Origin of the sequence: Arenibacter flavimaris (assembly GCF_030291335.1) — a bacterium.
In the GTDB taxonomy this organism is placed as follows: domain Bacteria; phylum Bacteroidota; class Bacteroidia; order Flavobacteriales; family Flavobacteriaceae; genus Arenibacter.
Window position 1 is genome coordinate 121,682 of the sequence record NZ_JASWIM010000012.1, and the last position, 16,470, is coordinate 138,151.

General features: G+C 39.4%; 14 protein-coding genes. 10 read left to right on the forward strand and 4 right to left on the reverse strand.

What is annotated here, in order from left to right; all coding sequences use genetic code 11:
- Nucleotides 1-72 precede the first annotated feature (72 nt).
- A complete protein-coding gene (locus QSE00_RS11360) occupies nucleotides 73-729 on the forward strand; it encodes a hypothetical protein (protein ID WP_110356758.1) in 657 nt (218 codons plus the stop codon).
- Entirely contained in the window at nucleotides 710-1,717 is a 1,008-nt protein-coding gene (locus tag QSE00_RS11365; RefSeq protein WP_286106039.1) for a 2-hydroxyacid dehydrogenase, read from the forward strand. Before QSE00_RS11360 ends, QSE00_RS11365 begins: the two co-directional genes overlap by 20 nt.
- Here the strand turns inward: QSE00_RS11365 and cls are convergent.
- From cls to QSE00_RS11380, 3 genes are all read right to left on the reverse strand, one after another.
- Nucleotides 1,712-3,124, reverse strand: coding sequence for a cardiolipin synthase (gene cls, locus QSE00_RS11370; protein ID WP_286106040.1), 1,413 nt, complete (start codon nucleotides 3,122-3,124; stop codon nucleotides 1,712-1,714). The genes QSE00_RS11365 and cls overlap by 6 nt on opposite strands.
- Before the next feature lie 262 nt (nucleotides 3,125-3,386).
- The gene (locus QSE00_RS11375; protein WP_286106041.1) at nucleotides 3,387-3,938 is read right to left on the reverse strand and encodes a hypothetical protein; all 552 of its coding nucleotides are present in this window, start codon (nucleotides 3,936-3,938) and stop codon (nucleotides 3,387-3,389) included.
- 105 nt (nucleotides 3,939-4,043) lie between these two features.
- Nucleotides 4,044-4,634 carry an NAD(P)H-dependent oxidoreductase gene (locus QSE00_RS11380; RefSeq protein ID WP_286106042.1) on the reverse strand — a complete coding sequence of 197 codons (591 nt, stop codon included), beginning with the start codon at nucleotides 4,632-4,634 and terminating at the stop codon, nucleotides 4,044-4,046.
- A gap of 92 nt (nucleotides 4,635-4,726) precedes the next feature.
- On the opposite strand from QSE00_RS11380, the gene QSE00_RS11385 reads away from it, so the two are divergent.
- The 8 genes from QSE00_RS11385 (at nucleotide 4,727) to QSE00_RS11420 (ending at nucleotide 14,744) form a co-directional block, all read left to right on the forward strand.
- Entirely contained in the window at nucleotides 4,727-5,638 is a 912-nt protein-coding gene (locus QSE00_RS11385) for a LysR family transcriptional regulator (RefSeq protein ID WP_110356753.1), read from the forward strand.
- 348 nt (nucleotides 5,639-5,986) lie between these two features.
- The gene (locus tag QSE00_RS11390; RefSeq protein ID WP_286106043.1) at nucleotides 5,987-7,399 is read left to right on the forward strand and encodes an alkaline phosphatase D family protein; all 1,413 of its coding nucleotides are present in this window, start codon (nucleotides 5,987-5,989) and stop codon (nucleotides 7,397-7,399) included.
- Nucleotides 7,400-7,580: 181 nt separating this feature from the next.
- Complete coding sequence (locus QSE00_RS11395) at nucleotides 7,581-8,861, forward strand: mechanosensitive ion channel family protein (RefSeq protein ID WP_286106044.1); 1,281 nt, start codon at nucleotides 7,581-7,583, stop codon at nucleotides 8,859-8,861.
- A 67-nt stretch (nucleotides 8,862-8,928) separates the two neighbouring features.
- Nucleotides 8,929-9,534 carry a glutathione-regulated potassium-efflux system oxidoreductase KefF gene (gene kefF, locus QSE00_RS11400; protein WP_286106045.1) on the forward strand — a complete coding sequence of 202 codons (606 nt, stop codon included), beginning with the start codon at nucleotides 8,929-8,931 and terminating at the stop codon, nucleotides 9,532-9,534.
- Nucleotides 9,531-11,420 carry a monovalent cation:proton antiporter-2 (CPA2) family protein gene (locus tag QSE00_RS11405; protein WP_286106046.1) on the forward strand — a complete coding sequence of 630 codons (1,890 nt, stop codon included), beginning with the start codon at nucleotides 9,531-9,533 and terminating at the stop codon, nucleotides 11,418-11,420. Before kefF ends, QSE00_RS11405 begins: the two co-directional genes overlap by 4 nt.
- A gap of 523 nt (nucleotides 11,421-11,943) precedes the next feature.
- On the forward strand, nucleotides 11,944-13,044 hold the full coding sequence (locus QSE00_RS11410; protein ID WP_286106047.1) for a Re/Si-specific NAD(P)(+) transhydrogenase subunit alpha: 1,101 nt from the start codon (nucleotides 11,944-11,946) through the stop codon (nucleotides 13,042-13,044).
- Nucleotides 13,045-13,053: 9 nt separating this feature from the next.
- Nucleotides 13,054-13,365: an NAD(P) transhydrogenase subunit alpha part 2 gene (locus QSE00_RS11415; RefSeq protein ID WP_258364867.1), complete on the forward strand. Its 312-nt coding sequence runs from the start codon at nucleotides 13,054-13,056 to the stop codon at nucleotides 13,363-13,365.
- Nucleotides 13,365-14,744: an NAD(P)(+) transhydrogenase (Re/Si-specific) subunit beta gene (locus QSE00_RS11420; RefSeq protein WP_286106048.1), complete on the forward strand. Its 1,380-nt coding sequence runs from the start codon at nucleotides 13,365-13,367 to the stop codon at nucleotides 14,742-14,744. Before QSE00_RS11415 ends, QSE00_RS11420 begins: the two co-directional genes overlap by 1 nt.
- Nucleotides 14,745-15,004: 260 nt before the next feature.
- On the opposite strand, the gene QSE00_RS11425 is transcribed toward QSE00_RS11420, so the two are convergent.
- A complete protein-coding gene (locus tag QSE00_RS11425) occupies nucleotides 15,005-15,463 on the reverse strand; it encodes an Lrp/AsnC family transcriptional regulator (protein ID WP_110356744.1) in 459 nt (152 codons plus the stop codon).
- Between the last annotated feature and the right edge of the window lie 1,007 nt (nucleotides 15,464-16,470).

Here is a 16,470-nt window from a genome sequence, read left to right on the forward strand (position 1 = left end):
AGTCACATTTACTACCTTGGCGACTATTCCTGAACATAAAAAAGATAAATTGTCATTACAAAGGCCTGTACCATGAAAAATATATTAATTCTATTCGCAATATTACTAACGGGATGCACTTCCACGAGTCTGGTTGAAAACTGGAAAAACCCGGACATTGTACTGTTCCATGCCAATAAGGTATTGATCGTAGGCATGGCATCAAACGAGGAGGCCAGGTTGGATTTTGAAACGAACATGCAGAAAGAATTTAGCAAGCGGAATATTGAAGCCATGCGCAGCCTTGATGTTTTTGACGTTTCCTTTACCGATTCCAGAAAGACCGAAAAAGAACTTGATGATGTGGAACAAAGTCTATTGGACAAGGATTTTGATGCCATATTGTTTACCAAAGTCGTTGGCTCCGAGGACAAGGAAAGCTTTTTGAAATCCATTTCCAGATGGAACAATTACCAAGGTAGGTTCAATGATGATTATTTAAGTCACCAGGACATCTATTACGACCAAGGGTACTATGATAAATTTACGGTATACCATGCCGAGACCACCCTGTACTGTATATGTGAAGGCAAGGAAAGGTCTATGATCTGGAGGGGAAGCATCGACATCTCAGACCCCAAGAACATTCAAAAAACCATTAAGGATTATATAAAGCTTGTTATACTGGCCATGGAAGACCAGGATCTAATATTTATCAAAGAAGAAAAAAATGAAATTACTGGTCTATAGCGCTAAAGATTTTGAAATCCCTTTTTTAAATAAGGCCAATAACAACGGTCATAAAGTTACATATACAAAAGATGCCTTAAATGCCGAGACGGCCATCCAAGCCGTTGGCCATAAGGCGGTTTCCATATTTTCAGGCGATGATGCCTCTTCCCTGGTATTGGAAAAATTATCGGATCTGGGAGTTCGTTATATTAGCTTGCGTTCGGCTGGGTATAACAACGTACACTTAAAAACAGCCCATAAATTTGGGCTTAAGGTAGCCAATGTTCCTGAGTATTCCCCCTACTCCATTGCCGAACATGCCGTTGCCCAATTGCAGACTCTTAACCGGAAGATTATTTTGGCAGATAAACAGGTACACTCCTATAATTTTCTACAAAATAATCTGATGGGCTTCGATTTGAACGGAAAGACCGTAGGCATTGTTGGAACGGGCAAAATTGGCAGTGTTATGACGAAGATCATGCACGGTTTTGGTTGTAAAATACTGGCCCACGACCTCGAACCGGATTACAGACTTGTTCAATTGTACGACGTAACCTATACCTCATTGGATAAGCTATGTGAACAATCCGATATAATAAGCCTTCACATACCGCTTACCCAGGAGAATTATTATTTGATAGGCAAACAAAAATTAGCCCTAATGAAACCCGATGTTATATTGATAAATACTGCCAGAGGGGCCTTAGTGGAAACCAAGGAATTGATCAGTGCTTTGGAAAAAAAGGCAATTGGTGGCTACTGTACAGATGTTTATGAAAAAGAAGTAGGGTCGTTCTTTAAGGACAATTCTACCGAAGGGATCAAAGACGAACTCTTAAAAGAATTGTTATCCTTTCCCAATGTACTGCTTACACCACACCAAGGTTTTATAACCAAAGAGGCGTTGACCAATATAGCCGAAGTTACCTTTGAAAATCTAAATAGTTGGGAAAAAGGTAAACCATGCACCAATGAATTGGGTCTTGAGACCATCCATTCATAACAACGGACTAAACACTTTTCCGAAACCTTCCCTTAGCTTTTCTCCCCAAGGTCTCTTAATATGATCTTCATAGTCCAACATTCTACTTGAGTAGGCATCCTTAAGAAAATCTTCCTTCAAAAGTTGTGCAAAAGGAGCATCATAAACAATGGCATTTACCTCATAGTTCTGCTCAAAACTCCTGTCGTCCAAATTGGCCGTACCTATGGTAGCTATGGCATCGTCACTAACAATGATCTTACTGTGTAAAAAGCCGTCAGGAAATAAATATATCTTCACCCCGGATTTAAGAAGCGGCTCAAAATAAGACCGTACACTCCAGCTTACTATTTTGTTGTCCGCATTCTCGGAAACCATCAAACGTATATCTACCCCGCCCAAAGCAGCGGTCTGCAACGCTTGCATAATGGCCTGACCAGGGATGATATAAGGGTTGGTAATGTACAGATAGTCCTTAGCCTTATTGATAATGGTAAAATACGCCTGTTCCAAGGAAGGAAAATCATCGTCCGGTCCACCAGCTACAATCTGGACAAGCTTGCCTTTTACTTTTTCAATTTTATCCACACCTGGTTCCAAGGGCAGCACAGTAATGGTCTTTTGGCACACTAAGTACCAATCCATTGCAAAAACAAAGTCCAAATGACTGGCAGCGGCTCCTTCAAGTTTCAGGTGCATATCGTGCCAGTTGCCCAGTTCCACATCACCTTTCAGGTATTTATCCGATACGTTGATCCCTCCGGTAAATGCCACCTGGCCATCTACAACAATTATCTTTCTATGATTTCTATAGTTTAAAGAGGAAAAAAAACGTCCGAACTTAAAGGGCAGAAAAGGATATACCTCTACACCAATGTTTGCCAATTTCTTCAAATAGGCCTTACTTAATGAAAAGCTACCAATACCATCATAGATCATTCTTACCTCCACACCTTGTGCAATTTTACGTTCAAAAAGCCTTAATAGTCTTTGTGTAAGTTCCCCTTCTTCAAAAATGTAATATTGCAAGTGTATTCTGTGTTGGGCATTTTCCAAAGCTTCAAAGATAGATTCAAAGGTTGTTTTACCATCTTTCAAGAGTTTTAGTTTGTTGAATTCCGTGGGAGGGAAATGGGAACTTCGGTATACCAAGGTCATCAGCTTACGGTACTTTCCGCTCATGGAGGCCATGTGCTGCATCAAGGGTTCCGGCAGGTTCAAAAATGCCTTCTTTTTTAATTTTAACAATTTATTCTTTCTCCGATTTCTTCCCAAAAGAAGATACAGGAACATCCCACCCACGGGAATGGTGAAAATGACCAAAAGCCAGGCCAAACTTTTTGAAGGTCTGGCACCGTGTAAAAGGATACTTATAATGATGGCTAAAGCAATAAGTAAATAAAGACTAAGAAAAATCGTATTCCACATATTACCTTTTTATTTTGTTTACTGGGATAAGTGCAATAGACAAAGTTCGGGAATTACTGTATTTTAACTATGATAATTATCAGCTATCGATATCATTGAGCAATTTACAGCTATCCCTTATAACAGGGAATAATAAGTAAAGAAACCCTCAAGGCATTATTTTTATGTCTTGAGGGTTCTTTGATGTTCTTAATACTTAAGTTCCCACTTCTCTGGAAACTAAATTTATGCCCGAATTAATGGAGGTTTTGAATTTCTAAACCTAAGAGTGTGCCAATTTTCCTGAGAATAAGCCAGGTCCTTTAAATAATTGTAAAAAGGATTTTAAAGGCCCCATTGTTTTAAAGGGTACAAAATTAAACCGGAGGATGGCTTCAGGTGACTCCTCTCCCATAATGGTCAATCCGTTCGCTATCTCGAAATCCATGAATTCAATTCCTTCCGCACGCTCAATACACCTATCACTATAGGTGATTCTGCTCCCAGTTTTCGCAAGATAAAATCTAAATTCCCTATATGAGCCAGGTTCCAAGGCAAGTACGCTTTTGGATTTTAAAAAAAGACCGGTATGCATGCCTTTGACAGGTATGGAAGCCTGGCCTGGGAAGTCGGCAATAAAATGCTCCCGTCCATTAATATCTATAGCAGAAAACTTGGTGATGTTCAAATCCATTTCGGACACTTTCATATCCGTGACATATGAATTACACAATACTAAATCCTTTATACATTTTCCATCTGAATCCATTCTATACCTATCGGAAAGCAAAGGTACCACTTGCCAGGTCTTGGGATAAAAGTTCAATTTTTTCATAACGAAGTATTTATAGAATATAGTTGCAAAGTTATGGGTAGGTGTACACCAATGGAACAACAGGATTTTCCAATATCTGTGCTGTTTTACCCCACTACCTACAAATCAATTGACCGATTCCTTTAAAAAATTTATATAATTCTTCAATTCCGCTGGAACGTCTACATTTTTTTCTATATCGTGAAAGTGATGGGTCGACAACCTTTCCAAACCGGCAAAGGCATTCATTCTGTGAAAACCAAACATTACACCATCATCTACAGAGGTCTGACCAAAGAATTCCCCTTCCAAAGTAAATGCCTCCTTTGGTGCATTCCAGCTAGTGGTCAAAATATATTTTTTGCCCTTTAACAGGCCCCCGGTTCCATAATTTATTGCTGGATTTTTTCTACTTCTACCATCACTGTTGTAAATTCCATTTTGATGACCTTCGGTAAATACTTCATCAATATATTTTTTAAAACCAAAGGGAAGTTGAAACCACCAAATTGGAGTATGGTAAATTATAAGATCCGCCCATTTATATTTCTCGACTTCCTCTTTCGCATCATAGTTTTCACCCACCCCTGTTGATTTTACGGTATACCCCTCTTGGGATGTAAAATGCGAAATAGTAGTATTGAACAGGGTTTCGTTAAACCTACCTCCAGAATGAGCAAAGGGGTGGCCGCCATTTATGATAAATATCTTTTTCATTGTTTTGATTTTAATATGGCACAAAATTAGTCGGCTTATATGTATTTTAAAAATAATACAAATCATACCTTTGTATTAAAATTTTAATAGACATGGTAAATTTGGAATGGTATAGGACCTTTAAGGAAATCTATGAGAACGGCACCCTAACCAAGGCTTCCGTGGCATTATATGCCTCACAACCTGGAGTAAGTGTTCATTTAAATGCACTTGAAGCCTATATTGGCAAAAAACTTTTTGAACGTACTTCAAGGAAAATGATTCCTACCGAAGAAGGTAAATTTCTTTATGAGTATATAATAGATTCCATAAAAACACTTGAAATAGCGGAACAGCATTTTAAAAAAACAACTCTAGATAAAAATCCTTCCCTGCATGTTGGTATGTGCTCCGAAACCTTTCAAATTATTATTGAGCCCGAGGTACCCAAATTACAATTTGATTTAGTGGCCAAGTTTGGAAACCATATGGATTTGATAAAAGACCTGAACAACGGTATATTGGATTTGGTCATTACCCCTAAGAAACATACCAACAAAACATCATTGGTTACCTATACCCCCTTCTCCAAGGAAAGGATTGTATTGATTGCGGGAAAACAAACAGATACCACCCCTATAAATATCCTCCTCAAAAACCAAGATAAGGTGGCCTTGGAAAAGGAATTGCAGCAGCACAGATGGTATAGTGCCTCCAATGAAATGGAACACTTTAGAAGGTTTTGGTATGAAAATTTTAACAAGCGCCCCTCTTTTAAACCTAATTATATTTTGCCAAGTATTAATTCGATCATCCGATGCTTGAGCCATGAGAATGGCTTGGCTTTGGTGCCTGATTTCCTGTGTAAGGAAGCCATTGCCAACCATGGGATTGAATTGGTATGGGAGGGAACTGCCCCTACAGAAAACATCCTCTACTTCGCTTCGCGGTCCGACTTAAAATACAAAAAGGAATTGGCCATACTTCAAGATATCTTTATTACTAAAATGAAAAGTGACGTTTAAATATATTCAAAAAATATCGAAGCCCATATCCTTTTGGATACAACCCTTTAGGGCAAAGTGGGATTTGTTAAAATAACATATATTTGAATGTACAGAAGTCCCCTAGAGGTACCATAGCACAACGGAGGAGACAGGCATAGGAGCTTTTTAAAACTGATGGCGTACCTTTACTCGGGAAGATTAATTCAAATCAAATCCAACGAATTTCAAAATGATGTTTTGAATACGATACACGTAAATGGGCCAAACTGCAACCTGAGTGTTTATGGTTTACGGCCATATAAAAAAATGTATTTGGAATGAATTTTACCAAGGACAATAACAAATCCCTAACAACCAATAAATACAATGAGGAGAACGTTTTTAGTGTTAGTACTAATTTTTGCTGTTTTAGTAACACCAGCGCAAGGACAGAATAGTGAGCAGGTATATTTTACCAATGGCTTTAAGATTGGAGAATTAACCGATTCCTCCGCAATACTATGGACCAGATTGTGTAGTTCCGAAAAACCGGTACCCATAAAACATAGGCAGAAAGGCGCTCCCTTTAGAAGTCCCATCGATTTTGACAATCATATGCCGGTAAATGAAATGGACGGGGCCGTGGAGGGCTCCTTTGGGCAGATCAGTATTGAAGTGCGGTCCAAAGATACTGTGATAAACACGCCATGGCAATATGTCTCCGAGTATAGAGATTTTACCTTCAAACATAGGCTTTCCGGGCTCAAATCCAATACAACCTACTCTGTAACCATTAGGGGTAGGAAGTATAACAAAGCGCCAATTTCCCAAATACAGGGAGTATTTACCACGGCCCCCAAGGCCAATGAAGCGGTGCCAGTACTTTTCACCTCTTCCACTTGTCAATACTTTTGGTCCTATGACGATCCCAAAAGAGGGTTTAAGGTATACGATAACATGCTAAAATTAAATCCCATGTTTCACTGCCAAACGGGCGATTATGTTTATTACGACAAACCCGGGCCCATGGCCTATAATCTGGAGTTGGCAAGACATAAATGGCACGCCATTAATTCCTGGCCCTCTTTGAACAATTTCTACAACAATACGCCCCTCTACCTGCAAAAGGACGATCACGATTTGTTAAAGGACGATGCCATGCCTACCTCCTCCCCTTTTGGGGAGCTGAGTTTTGAGGATGGTCTCTTAATTTGGAACGAGCAAGCACCGATAATGGATAAATCCTACCGAACATTCAGATGGGGAAAAGACCTTCAAATATGGATGGTGGAAGGCAGGGATTTTAGAAGTGACAATAAGGCGCCCGATGGAATGGAAAAAAGTATTTGGGGCAAGGAACAAATAGAGTGGTTTAAACAAACCGTAGAGGCCTCCGATGCAACTTTTAAAATACTTAGTTCGCCCACACCTGTAGTTGGACCCGATAGGGCAAAAGGTAAAACTGACAACCATTCCAATGCTTCCTTTAAAACGGAAGGCGAGTGGTTGCGCAAATATCTATCCGAACAAAAAATGTTTGTAATCAATGGGGACAGGCATTGGCAATATGTCTCCGTTGACCCTGTAACCGAGTTAATGGAATTTAGTCAAGGACCTTCCAGTGATTCCCACGCCCAAGGTTGGGATCAAAATGACAAGAGACCCGAACACAAATTTCTAAGGGTAAAGGGAGGTTTTTTGGCTGTAAAAGTATATCGGGAAGGGAATACCCCTATTGTTGAATTTATACATTATGACGTAGATGGGAATGTTGTGAACAAGGAAACCATAAGAAGGTAAGAAATACCAACTGTACATTTTATGGCACCCTTTTTTACAGATATTGCAAACAATCTCCCAAGCCCTGTTAAGGGGTTTAAAATAGTTTTTAGCCCAGGACTTCCATACTTTTTTTATATCTACTGCCAGAACTGATCTTCAATCCTTATTTTTGCAAAATATTCAACATTGCATTCCGGTCATGAACAACGGTTTAAGACGATTACTTTACGAGTACCTTATCCAGTCGGGTTTGGAAGCCAACACGGCCGCCTACCTAAATGCCCTAATACTATTCGTTGGAATAATTTTAGTGGCCTTAGTAATGGATTATTTCCTTTGGAAACTATTGAGATTTTTATCGGTAAGGTTTGCTAGGCAATCCAAGACCAATTTTGACAATTTTTTAGTGTTCAATAAGGTCCCTAGACTTGTGGCGCACATTATACCGCTATGGCTGTTGTACCGATATCTACCTTTAGCCTTTCTAGATTTTGAAAATACTGAGGGCATTATTTTGAAGGCCATTGAAATCCTAACCATAATTTTGGTGCTTCTTTTGATACGAAGTTTGTTGCGAAGCATTAAGGATTATCTAAAGACCCTGCCCCATATGAAAGATAAACCCTTGGATAGTTATATCCAGGTGTTTATGATATTTGCCTGGATAGGCGGCCTATTAACTCTATTTGCGGTATTGACCGATACCACCATTTGGAAATTTTTTACCGCTTTGGGTGCGGCCTCTGCTGTAATCCTTTTAATTTTTAAGGATACCATATTGGGCTTGGTAGCCAGTATTCAGGTGAGTATAAACGACATGGTCCGCATTGGGGATTGGATAACTTTTGAGAAATTTGGGGCCGATGGTAATGTTACGGAAATTTCCCTTGCCACAGTGAAAGTTCAGAATTTTGACAAGACCATAACCACTATTCCCACCTATTCCCTAATTTCCGATTCGTTTAAAAACTGGAGAGGTATGGAGGCATCCGGGGGTCGAAGAATTAAACGGGCGCTGCTTATAAAACAGAAAAGCATTAGATTCCTTACTTCTGAAAACATTGAAACCCTAAAAAGTATTCAGATAATTTCCAAATATCTGGAGACTAGGAATGCAAATATAGAAACCTATAATAAAGAGCACGATATCAACAAACAATTGGCCATAAATGGAAGGAATCTCACCAATTTGGGTGTTTTTAGAAAATATGTGGAAACTTACCTTAAAAACCATTCCGCAATTAACCAGACCATGACCCTCATGACCAGGCAATTACCTCCTACCCCCCAAGGTATACCCTTGGAAATCTATGCCTTTAGCAGTGACAAACGTTGGGAAAACTACGAATACATAATGGCCGATATATTTGACCATCTATTGGCCGCACTGCCATATTTTGAGTTGGAGGTATTTGAACTACCAACTTCATTTAACGATGTATTGGACAAAGGGAACTCTAAGAAGCAAGGACCGCAATAATAGATAGATATACCAAAATTATCGGAAACGAAACCTTTGTTCCAGAGTTTTCCATTAAATTGAATGTATGAAACGAATATTGATTTTGTTTGCACATCCAAAGTTTGAACAATCCAGGGCAAACAAAGCTTTGGTCAAAAGGATTGAGAACAAGGAGGGCGTTACCTTTCATGACCTATATGAACGGTATCCGGATTTTAACATAGATATCATTGGAGAAAAAAAACTTTTGGACGAGCATGATGTCATTGTTTGGCACCATCCTTTTTATTGGTACAGTTGTCCGCCCTTAATGAAACAATGGATGGATGTTGTCCTGGAATTTGGTTGGGCCTATGGCCCCAAGGCAAATGCACTACATACTAAAAAGTGTTTAAATGTAATCACCACTGGGGGCACCAGGGAAGTCTATTGCCCAACGGGCTCCAACAACTACTCGATAAACGAATTTTTACGCCCTTTTGAGCAAACGGCCAGACTTTGTGGAATGGAATATCTTCCTCCGTTTACGGTTATGGGGACCCATAACATATCCAACGAAGAACTGGACAAATATACCCTCCAATACGAACAATTAATTGTTGGATTAAGGCAGAATCTTCCTTTTGATGAGATCGCAAACTGTGAATTCTTAAATGACACTCCCCAGCTAAATAAAGTAATTACACAATGAATGGTAGCTTTCTGTTCGCGGCAATTGTATTCCTGACCGGTGCCATTATTTGCGTACCCATTGCCAAGAAATTTGGATTAAGTTCTGTTCTTGGCTATCTGTTGGCCGGAGTACTAATAGGACCTTATATTTTGGGCTTTGTTGGCGATGAAGGCCAGGATATACTTCACTTTGCCGAATTTGGTGTGGTCATGATGCTTTTTCTTATAGGCCTCGAAATAGAACCAAAGAGCTTTTGGCAAATGAGGAAAACTATAATTGGTATGGGTGGAGCCCAGGTCTTGGGTACCATGATAGTTTCCTTTCTCCTCTTTAACACCATTGGATTCGATTGGAAAGTTTCCCTGATCATATCCATGGCAGTATCCCTCTCCTCCACTGCCATAACCTTACAGACCATTAAGGAAAATGGTTTAATGAATACCACCTATGGAGCCTCTTCCTTTTCCATTCTTCTGTTTCAGGATATTATAGTTATTGTGATGTTGGCGGTTATCCCCCTACTTACGGATTCGGAAAAAACTACAATTGCCGACGGTCATTCGGATCATATATATCTACTTGAAAATTTGCCATTAGGTTTTCAGGCCATGGCCATTTTCCTGTCGGTTGTTTTAGTAATACTAGCCGGCCGTTATTTTTTCGTACCCATGTTACGGCTTGTGGCCAAAACCAGGCTGAGGGAGCTATTGTCCGCCTCTGCCCTGCTTATTGTAATTGCCCTTGCCTATCTTATGGAATTGGTTGGTTTAAGTCCGGCATTGGGTGCATTTCTCGGCGGTGTGGTGTTGGCTACCAGTGAATTTAAACACGAACTGGAAAGTAATTTGGAACCCTTTAAAGGCCTATTGTTGGGCCTGTTCTTTATGGCGGTTGGGGCATCCATCAATTTTATTGTTATTGGGGACAATCCTTTAATGATTAGTGGTTTAGTGGTCGGCGTAATCGTATTAAAGGCCCTAATCCTATTTTTGGTCGGGGCCCTTTTTAAACTCAAGGCCGATCAAAGGCTACTGCTAACGGTTGGGCTTGCGCAGATTGGGGAGTTTGCATTTGTACTACTTTCCTTTGCCTTTCAATTGAATATTCTGGATAGGGTTGAATTGGATATGATGCTGGTGGTAACCGCACTTACCATGGCCTTTACCCCCATAATTGGAATAATAAATGAGCGAATGATCCTACCACGTGTTGGAACCAAAAAAGTGTCAACCAGACAGGTAGATCATATAGCAAAGACCCACAAAGTTATTCTGGTAGGTTTTGGCCATTTCGGTAGTACGGTTGGAAGGTTCCTAAGATCCTACGGTATTGAAGCCACCATTTTGGATAACGATTCCAACCGGGTAGATCTTCTGCGGAAAATGGGGTTTGAAGTCTACTATGGGGATGCCACCAGAATAGATCTTCTGGAGTCCGCCGGAATAGCAGAGGCCAAAATTTTAATCTCGGCAATCGACAATAGTGATAATGTGATCCATTTGACAAAAATGGTCAAGGAAAAATATCCAAACGTAAAATTGATGGTCCGTGCGAGAAATAGATATGACGCTTATGACCTACTTAATATGGGGGTTGAGGATGTGTACAGGGAATCTTTGGAAACCTCCGTTAAAATGGCAGGTGATGCCCTAAACCATTTGGGATTTAGAAAATACACCATATACAGACAGGCCCAGAAATTTATTCAATACGATGAGGAAGGCCTGAGACGTTTGGCCGATAAACCCAAAACTAGGGACGAATATATATTTAAGGCCAAAGAAGAGATTAAACAACAAGAAAAACAATTGGAGGAAGATTTAAAAAGAGGGATTATTGAATTTGACAATCATTGGGATAGCGATCAATTGAGAGCGGCCCACAAACTACCCAAGAAGTCATAAATCTTAGTAACCAACCAACTATAGACATGCCTTTAGAGCATCGGAAGGAACTACTGATATCATTTCGGCGCTCCCCCTGAACGGGATCATAAAAGGATTTCAAGTGATAGTTTAGTATATCAACTATGTTTAGCTCCAGTTCACATATACGAACACCAAACTCCTAGTTAAGCCATTTACATAAGCCGCCTCCCGTGGAACCTACAGTATATTCCATCCTAATGGATCTAAAAACAAGACTGTAAAGGATATAATAAAAAAAGCTCATTAAACAGATCACTGTTGTTTCGAATGGGCAATTGAAACATTGATAAAAAAGTATAAAACTTAAGGTTACCTTAGGAGAAGATCCAAGACATTTATTTTACCGCCCTATTGTAAATAATTCAACAATTAACACGAAAATTGTAATCTTTTATTAAAACGTATCAATAATTTTAACGATTCACTAGTTTTGACATTTTTTAGTGATTTTTAACCAATTAGTTAACATAAATCATTTTTAACCAAACCATTGACCAAAATGAAAATAGGCATATTAAAAGAAACCTTGGATGGTGAAAGACGGGTTGCCATTACGCCAATTATTGCGAAACAATTAAGGGCCTCGGGTTTTGAAGTTCTCATAGAGGAAGGTGCAGGTGAGTACTCTTCCTTTAAGGATTCGGATTATAAAAATGTTGAGGTTGCTGTTGAAAAAAGAGCGGTCGTTTTTCACGAAGCAGAGATATTGCTGAAAATCAACCCTTTTGATGAAGAAGATTTAAAACTTGTGGACAAAGGTCAGATTCTGATCAGTAAACTGTACCATAAGTCGAACCCCCAACTAGTCCAAGCCATTGCCAATAAAGGGGTAACCGCTTTTTCTATGGATGCCATTCCAAGGATATCAAGGGCCCAGGATATGGATGTACTGAGTTCACAAAACAATTTGGCAGGCTATAAGGCGGTGATTTTGGGAGCCTTTGAAATGACCAAAATATTTCCTTTGATGATGACATCGGCGGGAACCATACCACCCGCAAGAGTATTGATATATGGTATTGGCGTTGCAGGTCTTCAAGCCATAGCTACAGCCAAACGATTGGGGGCCATTGTTGAGGCCACTGATATTAGATCCGAAACCAAGGAGCAAGCAGAATCCTTGGGAGCAAAATTTATCTCGGTCAACAATGAGGGAGAGGAATCGGAAGGGGGTTATGCCAAGGAAGCCTCGGCAGATTATCAAAAAAGACAAAAAGAGGCTGTAAATAAATCATTGTTCCAAGCAGACTTGGTTATTACCACGGCCAATATTCCTGGAAGAAAGGCACCGATTCTAATAACGGAGGAACAGGTAATGCAAATGAAAAACGGTGCGGTAATCATCGACTTGGCCGCCGCACAAGGTGGAAACTGCGAAGTTAGTCAGATAAACAAGACCATTGTTAAAAATGGAGTAAAAGTCATAGGCACCAGTATTGATCCAAGAAGCGTTTCTACCAATGCCAGTGATCTTTATGCAAAAAATATCTACAACTACATTATGCATTTAACCGAAGAAACCCATTTTAAATGGGATCTGGATGAACAAATTACAGATGAGACCCTGATTGTTAAAAATGGAACCATTAGAAAAAATTAAAACAAATAAATGATGAATGAGATTTTGGAATTTATTGGAAACAACCTACAGATTACATACATACTTATCCTGGCCATATTTGTTGGTGTAGAGGTAATAAAAAGCATTCCCGCAGTTTTGCACACACCCTTGATGTCAGGTGCCAATGCTTTGAGCGGTGTGGTTATAGTAGGGGCCATTTTAGTAATGCTTCATGCAGACCCTACTGATTATGTAGCCTTGTCATTGGGTTTCGTGGCAGTAGTTTTGGGGGTCTTAAATGTAGTTGGTGGCTTTGCTGTTACCGACAGAATGTTACAAATGTTTAAAAGAAAAAAATAATGGGGATTTTATTGAATATAATATATCTGATCGCAACCGTTACCTTTATAGTTGGCCTAAAAATGCTAGGCCACCCGGAAACGGCAAAAAAAGGTAACTTAATTGCGGCCGCCGGGATGGGTTTGGCCATTGTGGGTACCGTTTTTGTGCATGAACAGCAGGTTCCACCTTTAATTTATATCCTGATTGCCGCGGCAATACTTATAGGCTCCTTAATTGGCTGGCTGATAGCAATAAAGGTGGAAATGACGAAAATGCCGGAATTGGTCTCTGTGTTCAACGGCTTTGGCGGTGCCAGTGCAGCGCTTATAGGGTTGGTAGAATACAGTAAAAATGTAAATAACATTACCCAGTCTACCACCATAGTTTCTGGCATAATAATCGGGGCCATTACATTTTCCGGCAGTTTAATTGCCTGGGGCAAACTAAACGGCTCGTTAAAAAGTGTGGTGAGGATACCCTACTACAATATCATAAACAACCTTGTAATTATTGGAATTGTCATTTTTGCAGCATTTATGGTCGCTACAGGCGTAGATAGTCAACTACTATTATATGCGTTTTTGGCCTCAGGCCTGATCTATGGCATTCTATTTGTCCTTCCCATAGGGGGAGCGGATATGCCAGTGGTAATTTCTTTATTGAATTCTTTGACAGGTATTGCTGCTGCCATTACAGGGATACTTTATAACAATATGGTGATGCTCGTTGGGGGTATTCTGGTAGGATCTGCCGGTATTATTCTAACGGTAGCCATGTGCAGGGCCATGAACAGGACTTTGGGTTCCGTAATTTTTGGTGCATTTGGAGGAGCAGCTACCGCCATAGGCGAAAATAAGGCCTTAGGGTCTATAAAGAGCACCAATCCCAGTGATGCGGCCATTATGATGAATTACGCCAACCAGGTGGTGATAGTTCCTGGTTATGGCCTGGCAGTGGCACAGGCCCAACATGTAATACATGAGTTGGAAGAGCTATTGACAAAAAAGGGGGTGAACGTAAAATATGCCATTCATCCGGTAGCAGGGCGTATGCCGGGCCACATGAATGTACTATTGGCGGAATCCAATGTGGAATACAATATGCTGGTTGAAATGGAAGATATCAATCCCCAGTTTAGCAATACCGATATAGTGCTGGTTGTTGGAGCTAATGATGTTGTCAACCCTGCTGCGCATAACAATCCAGCGAGCCCAATTTACGGTATGCCTATTTTGGATGTGGAAAATGCCAAACATATCATCGTAAACAAACGCAGCATGAACGCGGGTTATGCCGGGATAGAGAATGAGCTTTTCTATAATTCCAAAACCTCCATGCTTTTCGGAGACGCCAAGGCTGCGCTGACTGATTTGGTGGCCGAATTGAAAAACATGTAATCATCCCCTTCGTAGTATTTTGACCTATTGTATAAGGAGAATCACTTTGAAGGATTTGGATTGTGTTTTCCAGTTTAGGGAGTTTAAAGGTAGTTGCATCTGGGAATTGCGGAGCACTCCCCTTATTAACACTTGGATCCTATAGGATAATGCCTTAGTATTTGTCCCAGATTCAAGTGAAAAGTGTTATCAAAAAAAATGGGAGTCCCATTTAGCCCTATCTATGGCTGGGTAGCGTCTAACAGATTAGGAAACACCTATCACTCGAAAACTATATGTCGGCTCATATTTTCCTCAACGGACATAAAGGATTCTACCCCTTTTATGCCTTCAATGGTTAAAATAGCATCCTGGTATACCTTCCTGTAGTGCATACTATCTTTGGCATGCATTTTAAGAAAAATATCAAATTTACCGGTACTGTGATGAATTTTAACTATTTCCGGTACCTTGCGTAAGGCTTCAATAACCTGTTTGTACATAAAACTTTCCCGTAGATAAACTCCTAAGAAAATAGTCATTTTCCACCCTATTTTACTGTAGTCCAAATTAAGGGTTGAACCTTTTATCAACCCAAGGTTTATCATTTTTTTGGTTCTTGCATGGACTGTCCCTGGTGAAATACCTGCCTTTTTCGCTACTTCGGTATAAGGCATCTGGGCATTATCTGCCAGTAAACTTAAAATTTTGAAATCCATTTCATCCATTCTATCTTTCATAGTGCTCAATATTAGATAATCCAGGCCTAACAAATTTGCCAGCACCTCAGTAATATTTACCAAATGCTGTGTTTTACTCTGATAATTGTTAGTTTCAGTAAATTTAATTCATCATTTATCGAAAAACACCAATAATATGATAATAAAAGAACACAAAAATAATTTTATATCATTTTTCATAAGTAGGATTTTTCATATTCATAAATAGCTATTATGCCACCTGCTTATTGGTCTATTTAACTTCATTTCCGATCTTCCATCACATGTATTATCTGTCCTTTTATTGTCTTAAATAGCCCTTTGTTCTATTTACCATCGTCAAGTGGTTAGGTAATGTTTATTTGATAATCGGTTGCCCCCTATATCAAGTTTACATCTCCTTTTTTAAAATCGATTTGGCTCACCAAAACGATGCTGTACAAACGGAATCGAGAACCTTATTTGCAGTTAACATTAGGTAATTCAACATAATTAAGGTAACTTTGTACATGTTCTGCACTACAGAACAGTCAAAATAGTATTACCTATTGCCAATTTGCAGTAGTTCGTTAAGCAATTATCACAAGATTTTACTTCTCGTTTTTTTACACATTTTGAAGTAATTTATTGTTTAACTAATTCTTTCATTTATTAAAAATCTATCTTTTCCAACATCAGTAGGCTCCGATTTTTCAAAAACACTAAAAAAACGTGTTTCCGAATATTTCAAAAGCACTAAAAAATCTAGGCATGGCAACCGTCAAATGCTTTTTAAAAGCATCGTAATGTTATTGCTGTTTTTTACCCCTTTAGCAACTATTATTTTCTTTCCTCCCACAAGTATCCTGTTATTGTTCGGATTGTACATCTTGAGTGGTTTGGGTATGGCCGGTATAGGCATGGGAGGGATCAAGTCCAAAAGTTGGGTTTTTACCATTTTAAGAATATAATTTAATCAAGCGATATAAGAAGTATTCCGTATTCCTGACTCCCCTAAATTGTGATCTAAAAGCCTTTACTTTGGCATT